Source organism: Neobacillus sp. FSL H8-0543 (assembly GCF_038592905.1).
Taxonomy (GTDB): Bacteria; Bacillota; Bacilli; order Bacillales; family Cytobacillaceae; genus Neobacillus.
This window is the reverse complement of sequence record NZ_CP151943.1, coordinates 2336636-2353175: the sequence shown is the minus strand read 5'-3', so window position 1 is coordinate 2353175 and position 16540 is coordinate 2336636. Positions and strand designations below refer to the sequence as shown.

Annotated in this window: 17 protein-coding genes; 12 read left to right on the top strand and 5 right to left on the bottom strand. The window is 42.3% G+C overall.

Going from position 1 to position 16540, the window contains the following annotated elements:
* Positions 1–201: 201 nt before the first annotated feature.
* Entirely contained in the window at positions 202–654 is a 453-nt protein-coding gene (gerQ, locus tag NSS81_RS11545) for a spore coat protein GerQ (protein WP_342433639.1), read from the bottom strand.
* 219 nt (positions 655–873) lie between these two features.
* On the bottom strand, positions 874–1617 hold the full coding sequence (gene hemQ / locus NSS81_RS11540) for a hydrogen peroxide-dependent heme synthase (RefSeq protein ID WP_342433638.1): 744 nt from the start codon (positions 1615–1617) through the stop codon (positions 874–876).
* 256 nt (positions 1618–1873) lie between these two features.
* Here hemQ and pta point away from each other — a divergent pair, with 256 nt between their 5' ends.
* Both pta and NSS81_RS11530 read left to right on the top strand, forming a co-directional pair.
* Entirely contained in the window at positions 1874–2845 is a 972-nt protein-coding gene (gene pta, locus NSS81_RS11535; RefSeq protein ID WP_342433637.1) for a phosphate acetyltransferase, read from the top strand.
* Between the two features lie 143 nt (positions 2846–2988).
* Positions 2989–3813: a lipoate--protein ligase family protein gene (locus NSS81_RS11530; RefSeq protein ID WP_342433636.1), complete on the top strand. Its 825-nt coding sequence runs from the start codon at positions 2989–2991 to the stop codon at positions 3811–3813.
* Between the two features lie 143 nt (positions 3814–3956).
* On the opposite strand, the gene NSS81_RS11525 is transcribed toward NSS81_RS11530, so the two are convergent.
* Entirely contained in the window at positions 3957–4724 is a 768-nt protein-coding gene (locus tag NSS81_RS11525) for an RsfA family transcriptional regulator (protein ID WP_342433635.1), read from the bottom strand.
* A gap of 252 nt (positions 4725–4976) precedes the next feature.
* Here NSS81_RS11525 and NSS81_RS11520 point away from each other — a divergent pair, with 252 nt between their 5' ends.
* The 4 genes from NSS81_RS11520 to NSS81_RS11505 all read left to right on the top strand — a co-directional run bounded on the left by NSS81_RS11520 (position 4977) and on the right by NSS81_RS11505 (position 8156).
* Positions 4977–5198: a DUF1450 domain-containing protein gene (locus tag NSS81_RS11520; protein ID WP_342433634.1), complete on the top strand. Its 222-nt coding sequence runs from the start codon at positions 4977–4979 to the stop codon at positions 5196–5198.
* Between the two features lie 227 nt (positions 5199–5425).
* On the top strand, positions 5426–6724 hold the full coding sequence (locus NSS81_RS11515) for an HD domain-containing protein (protein WP_342433633.1): 1299 nt from the start codon (positions 5426–5428) through the stop codon (positions 6722–6724).
* 23 nt (positions 6725–6747) lie between these two features.
* On the top strand, positions 6748–7263 hold the full coding sequence (locus NSS81_RS11510; RefSeq protein ID WP_342434002.1) for a YwgA family protein: 516 nt from the start codon (positions 6748–6750) through the stop codon (positions 7261–7263).
* A 116-nt stretch (positions 7264–7379) separates the two neighbouring features.
* Positions 7380–8156 carry an SDR family oxidoreductase gene (locus tag NSS81_RS11505; RefSeq protein ID WP_342433632.1) on the top strand — a complete coding sequence of 259 codons (777 nt, stop codon included), beginning with the start codon at positions 7380–7382 and terminating at the stop codon, positions 8154–8156.
* 55 nt (positions 8157–8211) lie between these two features.
* Here the strand turns inward: NSS81_RS11505 and NSS81_RS11500 are convergent, their stop codons facing one another.
* Positions 8212–8397: a 2-hydroxymuconate tautomerase gene (locus NSS81_RS11500; RefSeq protein ID WP_342433631.1), complete on the bottom strand. Its 186-nt coding sequence runs from the start codon at positions 8395–8397 to the stop codon at positions 8212–8214.
* A gap of 134 nt (positions 8398–8531) precedes the next feature.
* Here NSS81_RS11500 and NSS81_RS11495 point away from each other — a divergent pair, with 134 nt between their 5' ends.
* Together NSS81_RS11495 and NSS81_RS11490 are read left to right on the top strand one after the other, a co-directional pair.
* Positions 8532–9182 carry a site-2 protease family protein gene (locus tag NSS81_RS11495; protein ID WP_342433630.1) on the top strand — a complete coding sequence of 217 codons (651 nt, stop codon included), beginning with the start codon at positions 8532–8534 and terminating at the stop codon, positions 9180–9182.
* A 19-nt stretch (positions 9183–9201) separates the two neighbouring features.
* Complete coding sequence (locus NSS81_RS11490; RefSeq protein WP_342433629.1) at positions 9202–9708, top strand: YwhD family protein; 507 nt, start codon at positions 9202–9204, stop codon at positions 9706–9708.
* Between the two features lie 137 nt (positions 9709–9845).
* Here the strand turns inward: NSS81_RS11490 and NSS81_RS11485 are convergent, their stop codons facing one another.
* Positions 9846–11918, bottom strand: a complete 2073-nt coding sequence (locus NSS81_RS11485; protein ID WP_342433628.1) for a PBP1A family penicillin-binding protein — start codon at positions 11916–11918, stop codon at positions 9846–9848.
* 319 nt (positions 11919–12237) lie between these two features.
* Between NSS81_RS11485 and speE the strand changes: the two genes are divergently transcribed.
* The 4 genes from speE to argS all read left to right on the top strand — a co-directional run bounded on the left by speE (position 12238) and on the right by argS (position 16426).
* Complete coding sequence (gene speE, locus NSS81_RS11480) at positions 12238–13065, top strand: spermidine synthase (RefSeq protein ID WP_342434001.1); 828 nt, start codon at positions 12238–12240, stop codon at positions 13063–13065.
* A gap of 253 nt (positions 13066–13318) precedes the next feature.
* Positions 13319–14191: an agmatinase gene (gene speB, locus NSS81_RS11475; protein WP_342433627.1), complete on the top strand. Its 873-nt coding sequence runs from the start codon at positions 13319–13321 to the stop codon at positions 14189–14191.
* 149 nt (positions 14192–14340) lie between these two features.
* On the top strand, positions 14341–14769 hold the full coding sequence (locus NSS81_RS11470; protein ID WP_342433626.1) for a DUF1934 domain-containing protein: 429 nt from the start codon (positions 14341–14343) through the stop codon (positions 14767–14769).
* Complete coding sequence (argS, locus tag NSS81_RS11465) at positions 14756–16426, top strand: arginine--tRNA ligase (protein WP_342433625.1); 1671 nt, start codon at positions 14756–14758, stop codon at positions 16424–16426. The genes NSS81_RS11470 and argS overlap by 14 nt, the downstream gene beginning before the upstream one ends.
* The last annotated feature ends 114 nt before the right edge of the window (positions 16427–16540 follow it).

The following is a 16540-nucleotide window of genomic DNA, read 5'->3' as shown; positions in this document are numbered from 1 at the left end:
CCCACAATACTCCCTCATGATCTTGTGGCTACTGCTCGTCAATGGAGAATAATTCTTATACAGTGAATCAGGACACTGTCTTTTTAGGCAGTTCCTGATTTTTTTAGCAAAAAATCAACCTACATGATAGTTTGCATCTGTGAAGTCCTTATCCACAAAAAGAACACCAATTGGTCGTCAATTGGTGTTCTATAATACTATTTATCTTGGCGGATAGGTACCTAAGGAAGGACCCGCCCCAAATGGATATTCGTACTCAATTTCTTCATCAAAAGTCGCATAATCGAAAGATACCATAGTGATCAGAGTACGTTGGCCAGTTTGCGGATCACTTAAAACGAGATGATCCCTTCCGGCTGCTTCAATAATCCCCTTAAATATCCTTGCATTCCACTCCTTATTTCCCTCATAGGTTGCATAAACTGTCACGAGTTTGCCTTTGTTAAGGCGTAAAATGTTTTCAATGTACGATTGCTCAATTGGCAGCATGCCTTGCGATTGCCCTGCACTTACAGGCGGCTGTGCTGGAGTTCCCGCTGGCGGATATTGCGGGAATGTAGGCTGCTGAGGATAAAACCCCTGCCCTTGGAATGGCTGTGCTCCCTGCTGTCTAACAGGATATGGCTGCCCTTGCTGATTATAATATTGACTCATCTTTTTCCCTCCTAAAAATTACTAAACGATAGCCCAACAGTCTATTCATACTCTTCTAGACCTATAGAGGTGACAATAGTTCTAGAAGCTACTCCAGTTTGAAGCTAAACTTAAGACTCGCTGTTTAAATAGTATGTGGGCGGACGGGGAAATATGATGTGGTGAGGGATATTTTTTCCAAAAAAAAATCCCCAGGGTCGACTGAGGATTTTAAAAATTTTAAACATGCAAGAAGTTAGATACTCGCTCTTCAGATAATAGATTACCAACAAAGAAGGCGCCAAATTCACCGTAGCGTGCACTTACTTCATCAAAACGCATTTCATAGACAAGCTTCTTAAATTGGAGGACATCCTCAGCAAATAAGGTTACTCCCCATTCATAGTCATCAAAACCGACTGAACCAGTGATGATTTGCTTGACCTTGCCAGCATATGTACGACCAATCATTCCGTGGCTGCGCATCAAACCTTTGCGCTCCTCCATCGGCAGCATATACCAGTTGTCATTGCCCTGGCGGCGCTTATCCATCGGATAGAAGCAAACATGCTTTGTTTTAGGAAGTTTCGGATAGAGACGTGAGATCACATGCGGATTTTGGTATGGATCCTCACCTTCAGCTAAATAGTTGCTAAGCTCAACAACTGAAACATAAGAATGAGCAGGAATGGTGAACTCAGCTAATTTTGTTTTATTAAACTCTGTTTCAATTTGATTTAACTCTTCCATCGTTGGACGCAGGATCATCATCATAAAATCAGCCTTTTGACCAACAATTGTATATAAAGCATGGCTGCCTTCGTTACGTTCCTGTGTCGTATTCCATTTTTCAACTAAATTTAAAAACTCGTGAATGGCCGCTTGGCGATCATCACTGGATAGCATTTTCCAGGTAGTCCAGTCAACGGTACGGAAATCATGCAAACAATACCAGCCATCAAGTGTTTGTGCTGCTTCACTCATTAAAATCACTCCTATGTAATCATTCTTCTTATTTACACCAATACTATATCATAGTTTGACCAACCGCCACCTGAAATAACACCTTGAAACCGTTAAATGGATAATTTTTAGAAAAGATGTAAATAGTAAAAACTAGCGTGAAATTTTTTGAATTCTAAAACATTTTAAAGAAAACGCTACCATTGATGTGTTTCCTTGTATTTTTCAATAGGTAAAGTATGCTAATTAGGTAGGTTTTATTTAGGGAGGATTTAACATGAGTGATTTATTTGAAGGATTAAAACAGAAACTTTCTGGACGTGAACTGGGTATAGTGTTTCCAGAAGGCTTGGATGAGCGGATTATTCGGGCAGCAAGCAGACTTGGGGAGGAGAAACTAGTAACCCCGATTTTGGTTGGAGATATTGAACAGGTCCAGGCAAAGGCGAGTGAACTCGGTGTTTCTGTTGAAACTGCGGAAATTTATGACCCGCAAAAATATGCAGGAATGGACGAGCTTGTCGCTGCTTTCGTTGAGCGCCGTAAAGGCAAAGCAACGGAAGAGGACGCACGGAAAATTTTGCTTGATGAGAATTACTTCGGCACGATGCTGGTGTATTTAAATAAAGCAGATGGCTTGGTGAGCGGTGCTGCCCATTCGACAGCGGACACGGTCCGTCCTGCCCTGCAGATTATCAAAACAAAGGAAGGCGTTAAGAAAACTTCTGGAGTTTTCATTATGGTTCGCGGAGATGAAAAGTATGTGTTTGCCGATTGTGCAATCAATATTTCTCCTGACAGCAATGATCTAGCAGAAATCGCGGTTGAAAGCGCGAAAACAGCTAATATGTTTGATATCGAACCGCGGATTGCGATGCTTAGCTTTTCAACAAAGGGTTCTGCCAAATCTCCTGAAACTGAAAAGGTAGCAGCAGCTGTCGAAGAGGCAAAGCGCCGTGACCCATCGCTTATTCTTGATGGTGAGTTTCAGTTTGATGCTGCTTTTGTACCGTCTGTGGCGAAAAGTAAGGCTCCGGATTCACCGCTTCAAGGGGATGCCAATGTGTTTATTTTTCCAAGCCTTGAGGCAGGAAATATTGGCTACAAAATTGCTCAGCGTTTAGGAGGATTTGAAGCTGTTGGTCCGATTCTTCAAGGTTTGAATGCCCCAGTGAACGACCTTTCACGTGGCTGTAATGAAGAAGATGTTTACAAACTAGCGTTAATAACTGCAGCCCAGCGCCTGTAGTTTTAGGATAGGCCGGTCCATGGTTAGGGCTGGTCTTTTTTGTTGAACTACTCACCACTTCATTTATAACGAAATTTGAAGTGGGAGTCTTCTCGCAAAAAATGATAAAATATAGATATTACTATGTAAGAGGAGATAACCTTATGGAAACGTTGCTCCGCCAGCCGCAATGGCGATTCATTGACCAGTCAGCGGCCGGTAACCATTTCAGCGCATTACAGTCGTTTGGAACGGATGATACGTTATGTGCATCTGTCGGAACGGGTGAGGCACCGGCTACAGCTCGGGCCTGGGTTCATCACAATACGATTGTGCTCGGGATACAGGATACAAAACTGCCATTCTTAAAAGAAGGAAGACAATTTCTCGAGGCGCAGGGTTATCAGTCTATTGTCAGGAATTCAGGAGGGTTAGCGGTTGTGCTCGATGAAGGGGTTCTAAATATCTCGTTAATTTTACCAGAAACCGTAAAGAGTATTGATATCAATCGCGGTTATGATACGATGTGGCTGTTAATTCAAAAGATGTTCGCTGAATTTGATGTCCAGATTGAAGCAAGAGAAATTGTGGGCTCCTATTGCCCTGGAAGCTATGACTTAAGCATCAGCGGGAAAAAGTTTGCAGGCATTTCCCAGCGCCGTCTCAAAAAAGGCGTGGCCGTCCAGATATATCTTTGCGTGAATGGTAGCGGAAGTGAAAGAGCCGAGCTGATAAAGCAATTTTATGAGATTGCCAAAAATGGAGAACAAACGAAATTTGCCTATCCGGAAATTGTCCCAGAGGTGATGGCTTCACTCTCCGAGTTGCTTGCTGAAAATTTTACAGTTGCTGATGTCTTGCTCCGGTTACTAAACCAACTAAAGGAAAATAGCGATTTTTTATTTGCTGGACAGTTAAATGCGTATGAACTTGGACTATTTCCTGGTTATTATCAAAGAGTCATTGATCGCAATGAAAAACTAAGCTGATAGGTAAAAAGCCGTAAATCCTCGATTGTGGATTTACGGCTCCTTTATTTATGAGTATGAGTATGTGTTGCTTACTCTCTCCCTAACCTTAGCGGTGCATTTATTGTCTAGCTACAGCGCCTAGGGACGCTGTAGCTTTTCGGTTATTCTGCGACTTTTTCTAAGTTACCGTTTCGGTCCATTTTGAACTTGGTTGCAGGTCTTTCTTCTTCATCAAATAACACAAGCTTGCGGGCCCTGTTCATAATCTTCATTAGTGTCTCATAATCTTCCTGCATCGTTTCGGTATTTTGTGAAAGGTCCTCAATTTTTGCAGCCATTTCTGCGTTTTGACTTCTTAGCTCAGCAATTTCACGTTTTAATCTTTCATTCTCACTTTTTAATGCTTCATTTTGAAGATTGGCATGATCAAAGTTTTGCAAGTAATCAATTACCTGATCAAGTGAGAGTCCTGCAGATGCAGAAGCTGGTGCTGATCTGTAGAATGTTTGTGTTGCTGCAGGCTTTGCTACAGGCTGAACAGTTGGTGATACATGCGTTTCAGCAGCTGTTTCTGTAGATAGGTCTGGCATTTCAAAGCTTTCCATCGACAGCTGCATTTCGCTCGCATGCGCCAGTACGTCAGCGCTTACTGGCGGATTGTAAAGTAATTTTTTCTTCCCGCTTTGTTCTTTCCCTAGTACTCTTTGACGTTGCTTACGTTGTTTCTTTGCTAATTGCAAAGCTCTTTCATAGGTGTGGCGTACAACGGCATTCCATCTGAAGCCGCAGGCTGCGGAAGTCCGATTCAGTTTGTCACCAACCTCTTCAAAAGCGTTCAGCTGCGTACTGCCTTCTCTTACATGGCGCAGGACGGTTTCAGCCAAAAGTAAATCATTTTCATCTGTCCATGCATCTTGACGAATTTTCATATTTTTCAACTCCCTAAATAATATAAACGTTAACCCTGATGAGTTTTTAAAAGTTCTAGTCTTATGATGGACAAGTTTTATAAGCTTTATACCAAATTCTTGCAAGGATAGTAGATTTTTTAAATGAAAGAGTCGGCTGAGTGTGAAAAGCTTGCTTGCAATGGCGCACAAGAAAATGTAAAATACCATAGGAGTTAACTGATTGATTTAGGGTAAAATAATAATAGATAGCATGAGAAAGGGCTGGAAGTAGTGTCTAATGAATTTCGCGTTTGCGATGATTGTCAAGCCGTAAATTTGAAGACATTAATCCCTCGTTTGAAAGAGATTGACCCCGAAGCCGAAGTCATTATTGGCTGCCAATCCTATTGCGGTCCTGGCCGAAAAAAGACCTTTGCCTTTGTAAACAACCGACCACTAGCCGCACTAACCGAAGAGGAATTAATGGAGAAAATTAATAAAAAGCTAAAATAATCACCTATGACAAAAAATCTTAGGTGATTTTTCTTTTGTTATGTTAAATGAATGCTATTTTTGCATACTCTGTTGATTGGACCGCCCGCTAAAAAGCGAAGTGCCTGGACCTCCAATCAACAGACAAAATTAAAAAATATGGCGAAAAATGCTGGAGAATTTTGCTGATTTACCTAATAATTGGGGATATAATAGAAGCAAGCATAAGAGGAAGAAGGGAAACAACTATGGGGTACTCGGCAGAAAAGCTTAGTGAGGAAAAAGTATTTAAAGATCCTGTTCATCGCTATGTCCATGTGCGTGATCACGTAATCTGGGATTTAGTCGGGACAAAGGAATTCCAACGGCTGCGGCGCATTAAACAGCTCGGGACTGCCTTTTTAACCTTCCATGGGGCTGAGCATAGCCGCTTCAACCACTCACTTGGTGTCTATGAAATTGTCCGGCGCATCATAGATGATGTGTTTGCAGGCAGGCCGGAATGGAACGCGGAAGATCGCATCCTTACCCTATGTGCAGCCCTTCTACATGATTTGGGGCACGGACCCTTTTCGCATTCCTTTGAAAAAGTATTCGACTTGGACCATGAAGAGTTTACAAGAGCGATTATCCTCGGGAAAACAGAGGTAAACGCCGTCCTTACAAGAGTGAGCCCGGACTTTCCTGAAAAAGTCGCAGAAGTGATTGAAAAGACCTCTGAAAAAAAGCTCGTTGTTAGTTTAATTTCCAGCCAAATTGATGCCGACCGAATGGATTACCTGCAGAGGGATGCCTATTTTACCGGTGTAAGCTACGGACAATTCGATATGGAGAGAATTTTGCGCGTCATGCGTCCGCAAGAGGATCAAGTGGTAATTAAGAAAAGCGGCATGCATGCAGTAGAGGATTATATTATGAGCCGCTACCAGATGTACTGGCAAGTATACTTTCATCCTGTGTCCCGGAGCGCAGAGGTAATTTTAACAAAGATCCTCCACCGGGCGAAACAGTTATCTGAAGAAAACTATGCGTTTAAAAACGACCCGATCCACTTTTATACCCTCTTTACAGACCAGGTGATATTAGAAGACTATTTAAAATTAGATGAAGCCGTAATTATGTATTACTTTCAAATCTGGCAGGAAGAGGATGACAGGATTTTAAGCGACTTATGCAGACGTTTCGTTAACCGCAACCTGTTTAAATATGTTGAATTTGACCCCGCGAAGGAATACAAAAAGCTCACAGAATTAACCCGCCTTTTTGAAAAGGCTGGAATTGATCCAGAATACTATTTAGTGGTTGATTCCTCGTCAGACCTGCCTTACGACTTTTACCGCCCAGGTGAGGAAGAGGAACGGCTGCCGATTCATTTATTAATGAAAAGCGGAGAGTTAAGGGAGCTTTCTCGTGAATCCGAAATTGTCGACGCCATCTCTGGAAAAAGGCGAACCGATCATAAGCTCTACTATCCTGCTGATTTTCTTGACGATGAATCTCTAGAAAAGGATATTAAAAAACAAATACGTACCCTATTAGAGATATAAACTTGGTGTAGGAGATGACGATGTTGTTAAAAGATCATGCGAAGCTGATGCAAGCAATTTTTGTTTCCGGTGAAGTTGTCGGAAGAAAAAAACTGCAAAAGATGATATATATTGCTAAAAAGGTAACTTTCCCCTTCCACGAGCGTTTCCAGTTCCATTTTTATGGACCTTATTCCGAGGAATTAACACTGCGTGTCGAAGAACTTTGTAATATGGGATTTCTCGAGGAGATTAAAGAGAAAAAGGGTGGTTATTTTCAGTACCGTTACACCCTTACAGAGGACGGGAAAGAATTTTTAAGTTTAAATGAAGTGGATATGCCCTTTTTACAAGAGTGTCTGAAGGATATGAATGAACAGAATGCTAGATTCTTGGAGCTGGTATCAACAATCTTGTATTTTGATAATCTTTCGAAAGAAGAAGTTACAAACAAAGTGTTCACATTAAAAGCAAGCCAGCGCTACACCGAAGAGGAAATTGCAGAGGCTTATCAATACATTGAAGTATTAAAGGAAAAAGCGAATCTCCAAATAGTGTAGCGGAACATGAACAACATCATGAAAATAGCTTGAGGGAAAACCTCAAGCTTTTTACTTTTTAAATTATCCGTATGGTGTTTAGAATCGAACTATTACAGGTGATGGAGGTAATACATATGGCTAAATTAGTGGGAAAAGTTGCGATCATTACAGGTGGTGCTGGTGGAATTGGAATTGAAACAGCCGAATTATTTTTAAAAGAAGGCGCGAAGGTCGTATTAGTTGGGAGAACCCGAGAATCACTTATGAAGGCGAAGTCTGAACTTGATCAATATGGAGAGGTTATTACAGTAAAAGCGGATGTATCCAAAGAAGAGGACACAATCAAATATGTGAACAAAACGGTTGAAAATTTTGGGAAAATTGATATTTTCTTTAATAATGCAGGTATTGAAGGGAAGGTTGCATTGTTAGTAGATCAAACCGTAGAGGCATTTGATGAAGTGATGAATATCAATGTCCGTGGTATCTTTTTAGGATTAAAGCATGTGTTACCCATCATGATGGAACAAGGAAGCGGCAGCATTATTAACACTGCATCTGATGCAAGTTGGATGGGCTACCCAACGCTATCACCTTATGTTGCCTCAAAGCATGCTGTAGTCGGATTGACAAAAACAGCTGCCCTTGAAGCAGCCAGCAGAAAGGTACGAGTGAATTCAATCCACCCTACTAGTGTTAATACAAGAATGATGAGAGATATTGAGGAAAGTACCTATCCAGGTCGGGCAGAACAAGCTAGGGACGAATATACCAAGCTTATTCCAATGGGAAGATACGCGGAGCCGGATGAAATTGCTAAGTTGGTTCTTTTCCTTGCTTCCGAAGATAGTAGTTTTATTAGTGGAAGTCAGTATCGAATTGATGGTGGCATGTCAGCTAATTCGAATTAAGCTTTGCAAAACTAAGGTGCTCAAATATCACTTTTGAGCACCTCTTTTTCGATTTTTAGTTATCGCTAAATCTTTTTCCGCCTACAGCGTAATGATTTTTAGGCATTTCCTCAATAAACACAACGATATTTTCCTTTGGAGCATCTACTGTTTCGCTCACAGCAGCAGTTACTTTTTCAACAAGTGCCTTTTTCTGTTCTTCCGTACGACCTTCTAGCATTTTAACAGTAACATAGGGCATCGGTAGTCCTCCTTTTAACATAACTGTTCATATTGTGGCATTTCGCTGGTAAAAAAACAAGCATGTATAACATTTTCACATTAGGGTCTCTATCATGTATACTAAAGGAAAAAAAGAGGAGAAGGGGAGATAGATTGGAAGGATTTCTTGCTTATTCATTACAGGAGATTCCCTACGTTGCAATCACCTTAATGATTGCGTTTACGTTCCACGAATTTGCTCATGCATACGTGGCTTATAAATTTGGGGATAGCACGGCACAAAAACAAGGGCGCTTGACGTTAAATCCGCTCAAGCATCTGGATCCATTTGGGACAATCTTGATTTTTATTGCCGGGTTTGGCTGGGCACGTCCCGTCCCTGTCAACCGGTTTTTCTTTAAAAAACCGCGTCTTGCCGGAGTGTTAGTTTCGATTGCCGGCCCGCTTAGTAATCTTGTATTGGCTTCGCTTGCCTTTATCGTTGCGTTCGCTTTAATGCGCTTTGGTGCGGTGATTCCGGCAGGTTTTAGTGAATTTCTCGATATATTTATCTGGCTTAATATTGTTTTATTTGTTTTTAACTTATTGCCGTTTCCGCCATTGGATGGCTACCGGATTTTAGAGGATTTGGCACCAAATGACCTGCGGGCAAAAATGACCCAATGGGAATCGTATGGAGTAATTATCTTTTTGATCATCGTCATCACCCCGCTTGACGAGTATACGATCCAGCCTATTTTCGGTGTGGTTTTACCTTGGGTAATGAATGGATTAGGTGATTTCTTTTATCAATTCTTTTTTTAGGATAGGAGGTTAATATTTAATGAATGAAAAGAAAAAACTAGGCTTTAATATTATAAAACCTGACCCGACAGATGGGCACAAGGGTTATGGAAAGGGTGCATTAAGCCTTGATAATGTGTCACCGGTAATTATTGATGTTGATGCGAGTGATGCAGTTATTGATGTTGGTGCGATGCATGCACGAAGCGTGGTCGAGAAGGGGATTAAATTCCTGAAAACAAAGGAAGAGGTTCCAAACGCAAAACCCTACTGGCTAGTGTGGGTAACGGTGGATCGTAAACCGGAAGGACCATACTATGCAGGAGTAACTGCCTGTGAAATGACGGTCGACCGTGAAATCCGCCGTGGCTATAAATCACTTCCTGAACATGTGAATCGGATGGATAAATCACTGAAACGACATATTATAGTCGAGCATATGGACGATAAATCGAAAAAGATATTAGCTGATTTCTTACGCAACCACAATCAAGATCTGTGGAACAATTCTACTGAAGAGTTGAAAAAGGGATTACAGGCGGAATAAAGCTATTTTAAGAAAATAGAGTTGAAATTTTGGCAAAAACTAGCTAAAATTATTAGCAGTGTGAGAACACTGTAAAGCTAGGACAGGAAAAGCTCCGGAGCGGAAACTCCGGAGCCTTTCTATGTTCTTTTTGCACATTAATTAGCCCATTTAAAAATCTTTTTATACCAAGGAACCTCTTGGTCCTTCTTATCTTCTACAGGCTTTGCCTCATCATTATGGGAAAAATGATCGGTACAGTATTCCGTTGGTTCGGTTCCGGTTTCATAATACGTAAACCTCCGGATAGGACAGTCATCGGATGCCAGCTTCCCGTTGGCCGGATTGACATACACGCCAACAACGCCTTCCTTCGGCGGTTTGAAGCTCTTTACTGGTTTCCCTTTAAGTGACTTTTCCATGAACTGTGCCCAAATGTTTCTGGCATATCCCTTCTCTGCCACACGGGTTATCGGCTTGCCAAGGTCATAACCGGTCCAAACGGCCGTCACGAGCTGCGGTGTATAGCCAACCATCCAGTTATCTGTTATAGTCGTCCCAGATTTTGCGGCATACGTACGGGTAATATCTTTTATGAGTGAATTCCCTGTAACCGTTGTATAGCCGTTAAGCTTAGTATCGAATACACCCGTCAGCATCTGTGTCATTACAAAGGCTTTCGCAGCATCGAGAACCTTACTAGCTTCATTTTTATATTCATAAATGACCTTGCCGTTATAATCCTCCACCCTTGTAATCAAGATAGGGTTTACCTTTTTTCCGCCATTTGCAAACAAACTGTAGGCATTCGCCATTTCAATGACACGAACACCTGAGGTCCCCAGTGCTAAAGAGGGAACACTGGCCATGTCAGTTGATATCCCGAACTTCTTTACCGTGTTTACTAAGGTTTCTGTGCCCATAAATAAGTGTGTCTTAACTGCATAAATATTATCTGATAAGGCCAACGCCTGGGCGAGGGTAATCTCACCATCTGCATAGGTGTTATTATAATTTTGCGGAGAATATTCCTCCCTGCCATCATCAAATTTGAAAGTCGTATATTCACTTCTCATTGTTGAAGATGGCGTGAAGCCTTGATTTAGCGCTTCGTAATAAAGTAGCGGCTTAATGGTCGAGCCTGGCTGTCTTACCGCCTGAACCGCCCGGTTAAAGGGGCTTTCTTCATAGTCACGGCCGCCAACCATCGCTGTAACATAGCCATTTTTCGGATTCATCGCGACCATACCGACCTGAATCTCTGACTCGTCCGAAATATATTTTTCAACCTGCTGTTCAGCTATTTCCTGCTGCTTCAGGTCAAGTGTAGTAAATACCTTTAAACCGCCGAGAGCAATCGTCCGCTCATCCAAGTTTAGCGAATTTTTCAAAGCATTTTTAACGGCATCCTGAAAATATGGAGCGGCTTCAACATGCTTGTGCGGATGATTACCAACAAAAGTAAGGGGGACCTCTTTCGTTGTTTGTGCTAGCTGTTTCTTGATATAGCCGTTGGTGACCATCGTATGGAGAATAATCTCCTGGCGTTGTTTGGCGTTTTCTATTGAAGAAAGCGGCGAGTATAAACTAGGTCCTTTTGGGATCCCGGCAAGCATAGAGGCTTCAGCTAAAGTCAGTTCGGAGGCATTTTTTCCAAAATAAAATTGGCTTGCTGACTGAACACCATAAGCACCATGCCCATAGTAAATGGTGTTTAAATAGCCTTCAAGAATTTCATCTTTTGTATAATTCATTTCAAGCCGGATGGAATAAAAGGCCTCGAGAATCTTTCGTTTCCAGGTTTTATCATGCTCAAGAAACAGATTTCTTGCGTATTGCTGTGTGATCGTACTGGCACCTTGAACCTTAGCAAATGCCTTGATATCGGCAAAAACGGCACCGGCAATCCGTTTATAGTCAAAGCCATGATGTTCATAAAAGTTTTTATCCTCAATTGAAATAGTAGCTGCGGTTAAATCTGGCGAAATTTCCTCTAACGGTACCCAGTATCTTTTCTGACCGCTGTTGCTTTCACCAATCAAGGAGCCATCATTAGCAAAAAACAAGGTGGATTGGGGAACAGCAAGCGCTGGTGCCCCCAGCATTTTTGCATAAGCGAGAATGCCTAAAAATATAAGCAAAGCGAGAATGATTCCTATCAAGCTAATAATGATTAAAGCACGCAGGTATTTTACTGTTTTTCGAAATCCCTGATCGGTCACAACTTCCACTTGAATCCCCCCCTTTATAAGTTCCCGTTGTTGTTAGCTAGATATCACTATAAAAAATTGCATAGTAACAGTATTGGAAAATACCAGGGGAGTTTAAACATTTTATCTAGCAAAATGAAAAATTTTCTTGAAATTTCACCAGTAATTCACTAGACTTTTCTTTATGTTTGTAATTCAATAGTTTGGGTAGTATAAAAAAAGAAAAGCGGAAGCGCCTAGGTGCTGGAGCTAGACAAAGAAAAGTGGAAGTGTCCATACGCTTAGCGTAGTTATTTAGTTGGAAGAAATTTTTTAAAATAGAATTGGAAGGAAGATGAACATGGCAATTTGGTTTACAGAAAAACAGACTGAAAACTTTGGCATTACTATGAAAATAAATAAAACCTTACATACAGAGCAAACGGATTTCCAAAAGCTTGATATGGTAGAGACAGAAGAATGGGGCAATATGCTGTTGCTGGATGACATGGTCATGACCTCTGAAGTAGATGAGTTTGTTTACCATGAAATGGTAGCCCATGTGCCACTATTTACTCATCCAAACCCTGAGAATGTGCTTGTAGTCGGCGGTGGCGATGGCGGTGTAATCCGTGAAATTTTAAAACATCCAAGCGTGAAAAAAGCAACGCTTGTTGATATTGATGGCAAAGTTATCGAGTACTCAAAAAAATTCCTTCCATCGATTGCAGGAATGCTTGAGGATCCGCGTGTGGATGTTCAAGTGGACGATGGCTTCATGCATATCGCTAAAAGTGAAAATCAGTATGACGTCATTATGGTTGATTCAACAGAACCGGTTGGACCAGCCGTAAACCTATTTACAAAAGGATTCTATGCAGGTATTTCCCGTGCGCTGAAAGAAGACGGAATCTTCGTCGCTCAATCTGACAACCCTTGGTTCAAAGCGGATCTAATCCGCAGTGTACAGCGTGACGTAAAGGAAATTTTCCCTATCACACGTCTTTACCTAGCGAACATCCCAACCTACCCAAGCGGACTATGGGCCTTCACCATCGGCTCCAAGAAATATGATCCGGTAGAAGTGAACGATGACCGCTACCATGAAATCGAAACAAAATACTACACAAAAGAACTACACAAAGCAGCCTTCGTACTGCCGAAGTTTGTGGGAGATCTAGTGAAGTAATTTTGTTGGTGCCTTGTTGGTGCCTGTCACCACTCGTGGACACTGTCCACCTGAGGCGGACAGTTGGTTGTTTCGGCTGAAGTGAGGAGAAATTCGGTCACATAGAGAGGTTCTACGTGACCGAAGACAAGAATAGAGAAGTGTAACGGTCACATAGGGAGGTTCTACGTGACCGAAGATGAAAAAAGAGAAGTACTCCGGTCAAATAGGGGACAAAAGCACCTATTTTTATTACATAAAGTGAGGAATGCATATGCGTTTTGATGAGGCTTATTCTGGGAATGTGTTTATAAAGAGTCATCCGAGTTTTGAGGAGAGTAAGGTCGTTCTGTATGGGATGCCGATGGATTGGACGGTTAGTTATCGTCCAGGTTCACGTTTTGGTCCTGCGCGTATCCGCGAGGTGTCGATTGGCCTGGAAGAATACAGCGCCTATCTTGACCGCGAGCTTGAGGATGTAAAATATTTTGATGCTGGTGATATTCCGCTTCCATTTGGGAATCCGCAAAAAAGCATTGATATGATCGAAGAGTACGTCGGTCAGTTACTGGATGCCGGAAAGTTTCCTTTAGGAATGGGCGGAGAGCACTTAGTATCTTGGCCAGTTATGAAAGCTGTTTATAAGAAATACCCTGATTTAGCGATTATTCATATGGATGCCCATACGGATCTGCGTGATCATTATGAAGGCGAGCCGTTGTCCCACTCGACACCGATTCGCAAAATTGCCGAGCTGATTGGCCCGAAAAATGTCTATTCTTTCGGAATTCGTTCAGGAATGAAGGAAGAGTTTGACTGGGCAAAGCAAAACGGCATGCATATTTCAAAATTTGACGTCCTTGAGCCGTTAAAAGAAATCCTGCCAACACTTGCTGGCCGTCCAGTCTATGTCACAATTGATATCGATGTTCTTGACCCTGCACATGCACCAGGAACAGGTACGGTTGATGCTGGCGGAATCACTTCAAAAGAGCTGCTCGCTTCAATTCATGAGATTGCCCGCTCTGAAGTAAATGTGGTTGGTGGCGACCTTGTTGAAGTTGCGCCTATTTACGACCACTCAGAACAAACTGCGAATACAGCGAGCAAGCTGATTCGTGAAATGCTTCTAGGTTGGGTAAAATAGAAAACTTTTTTGGTGCCTGTCCCAATAAGGGGCAGGCATCTTTTGAATCTTGCTGCAGCAATGGGTATAATAGAAAAAGTGATTGTGACGAAAACCATTCAAAGGACCTTAAAGAAGGTTCCTTTTTAAAAAAGGGAGTGCTATAAGGCTTGTCGACCCCCGAATTACCCGTAAAAATTACTGTAAAAACAACAATTGACCAAGATGAAACTTTTGAATTATCTGTTTTTGGTCGATACTTTCGAAGAGAGAATGCGGATTATCTCCAATACGTAGAAGCGATGGAGGAAGGTGAGGTCCGCACGATTGTTAAAATGGCAGACAAGGAAGCGCTAATCTTGCGCTCGGGTGCCGTGAAAATGCGCCTGCCCTTTGAATTAAATCGCAAACTAAATGGCAGTTATGAAATGCCGTTTGGGGAATTTACCACCGTTACAAAGGCAAACAAGTTAGATTATAGCTTTGAAAATGGGAAAGGCAGCTTTACTGTCCTTTACGACTTTGTATTGGAAGGGTCAGCCCTAAGTACATACCATTTAGAAATAGCGTTTCAGGAGGAAAAAAATGAACATAGTTGAACAGGTACAAAGTAAATTAAAGGATGAAATTAAAGCAGCTGTCGTCAAGGCGAATCTTGCAACCGCTGAGCAAATCCCTGACGTCATTTTAGAGGTTCCGAAGGATAAAACGCATGGTGATTACGCGACAAACATGGCGATGCAGCTGGCACGAGTGGCCAAGAAGCCACCGCGTGCGATTGCCGAAGCGTTAATTGAGAATTTTGACCGTTCCAAGGCTTCGATTGAAAAAATTGATTTGGCAGGGCCAGGCTTCATTAATTTTCATATGAATAATGATTACTTAACAGACCTTATTCCGAATGTGCTCGCAGCGGATGAACGGTACGGCGAAACAACGGTTGGCGGCAAGCAAAAGGTTCAAGTGGAGTTTGTTTCTGCCAATCCAACCGGTGACCTCCACTTAGGTCATGCCCGTGGCGCGGCGATTGGTGATGCGCTCTGCAATATTTTAGCAAAGGCGGGCTTCGATGTTTCCCGCGAATATTATATTAATGATGCCGGAAACCAGATTAATAATCTTGCGCTTTCTGTTGAAGCACGTTACTTTCAGGCGCTTGGGCTTGAAAAGGAAATGCCAGAGGGCGGCTACCATGGGGCTGATATCATCGGCATCGGGAAAAGGCTTGCCGAAGAGTTTGGCGATAAGTTTGTCGGAGTGGATGAGCAGGAGCGCTCTGACTTTTTTCGTGACTATGGCTTGAAATATGAAATGGCTAAATTACAGAAGGACCTTGAGGATTTCCGCGTTCGCTTTGATGTCTGGTTCTCTGAAACCTCCCTTTATAAAAATGGAAAAATTGATGAAGCACTCGCAGCACTGCGTGAAAGCGGCTATATTTACGAGGAAGACGGCGCAACCTGGTTACGTTCGACCGATTTCGGTGATGATAAGGACCGCGTGTTAATTAAGCAGGATGGGTCTTATACGTATTTGACGCCAGATATTGCTTATCACAAGGATAAGCTTGACCGCGGCTTTGAAAAGCTGATTAATATTTGGGGCGCTGACCATCACGGCTATATTCCAAGGATGAAGGCCGCCATCCAGTCACTAGGCTATGGACCTGACGCCCTTGAGGTCGAAATCATTCAGCTCGTTCACCTATATAAGAATGGTGAAAAGATGAAGATGAGTAAACGGACTGGTAAAGCAGTAACGATGCGAGATTTAGTCGATGAAGTTGGCCTCGATGCCACTCGTTATTTCTTTGCGATGAGAAGTTCGGATACACATATGGACTTTGATTTAGATTTAGCCGTGTCCGAATCCAATGAAAATCCTGTCTACTACTCACAGTACGCTCATGCAAGGATTTGCAGTATCCTTCGTGCAGGTGAGGAGCAGGGAATTCAGGTAAGCGGCGATGCCAACTTTACATTAGTTGGTGCCGAAAAGGAAATTGACTTATTGAAAAAGCTTGGCGAGTTCCCGTTAGCGGTTAGTGAGGCGGCCGTAAAGCGTGTACCGCATCGGATTACTAATTATATCTATGAACTTGCGTCCGCGTTCCACAGCTTTTACAATGCCGAAAAGGTACTCGACAGCGAGCACCCTGAACGCACAAAGGCGCGTCTTGCGTTAGTCAAGACCGTTCAAATCACACTGCGCAATGCGCTGGCATTAATCGGTGTTTCCGCTCCAGAAAAAATGTAACTTTTTAGTTGGCTCCCTTTTGAGAAAAAGGGGGTCTTTTATTTTTGTGAAGTGGAAGGTATATTTCAACTTTTAGAAGGATGTGTTAAAACCCATTATTGATTGGAGCGGAAG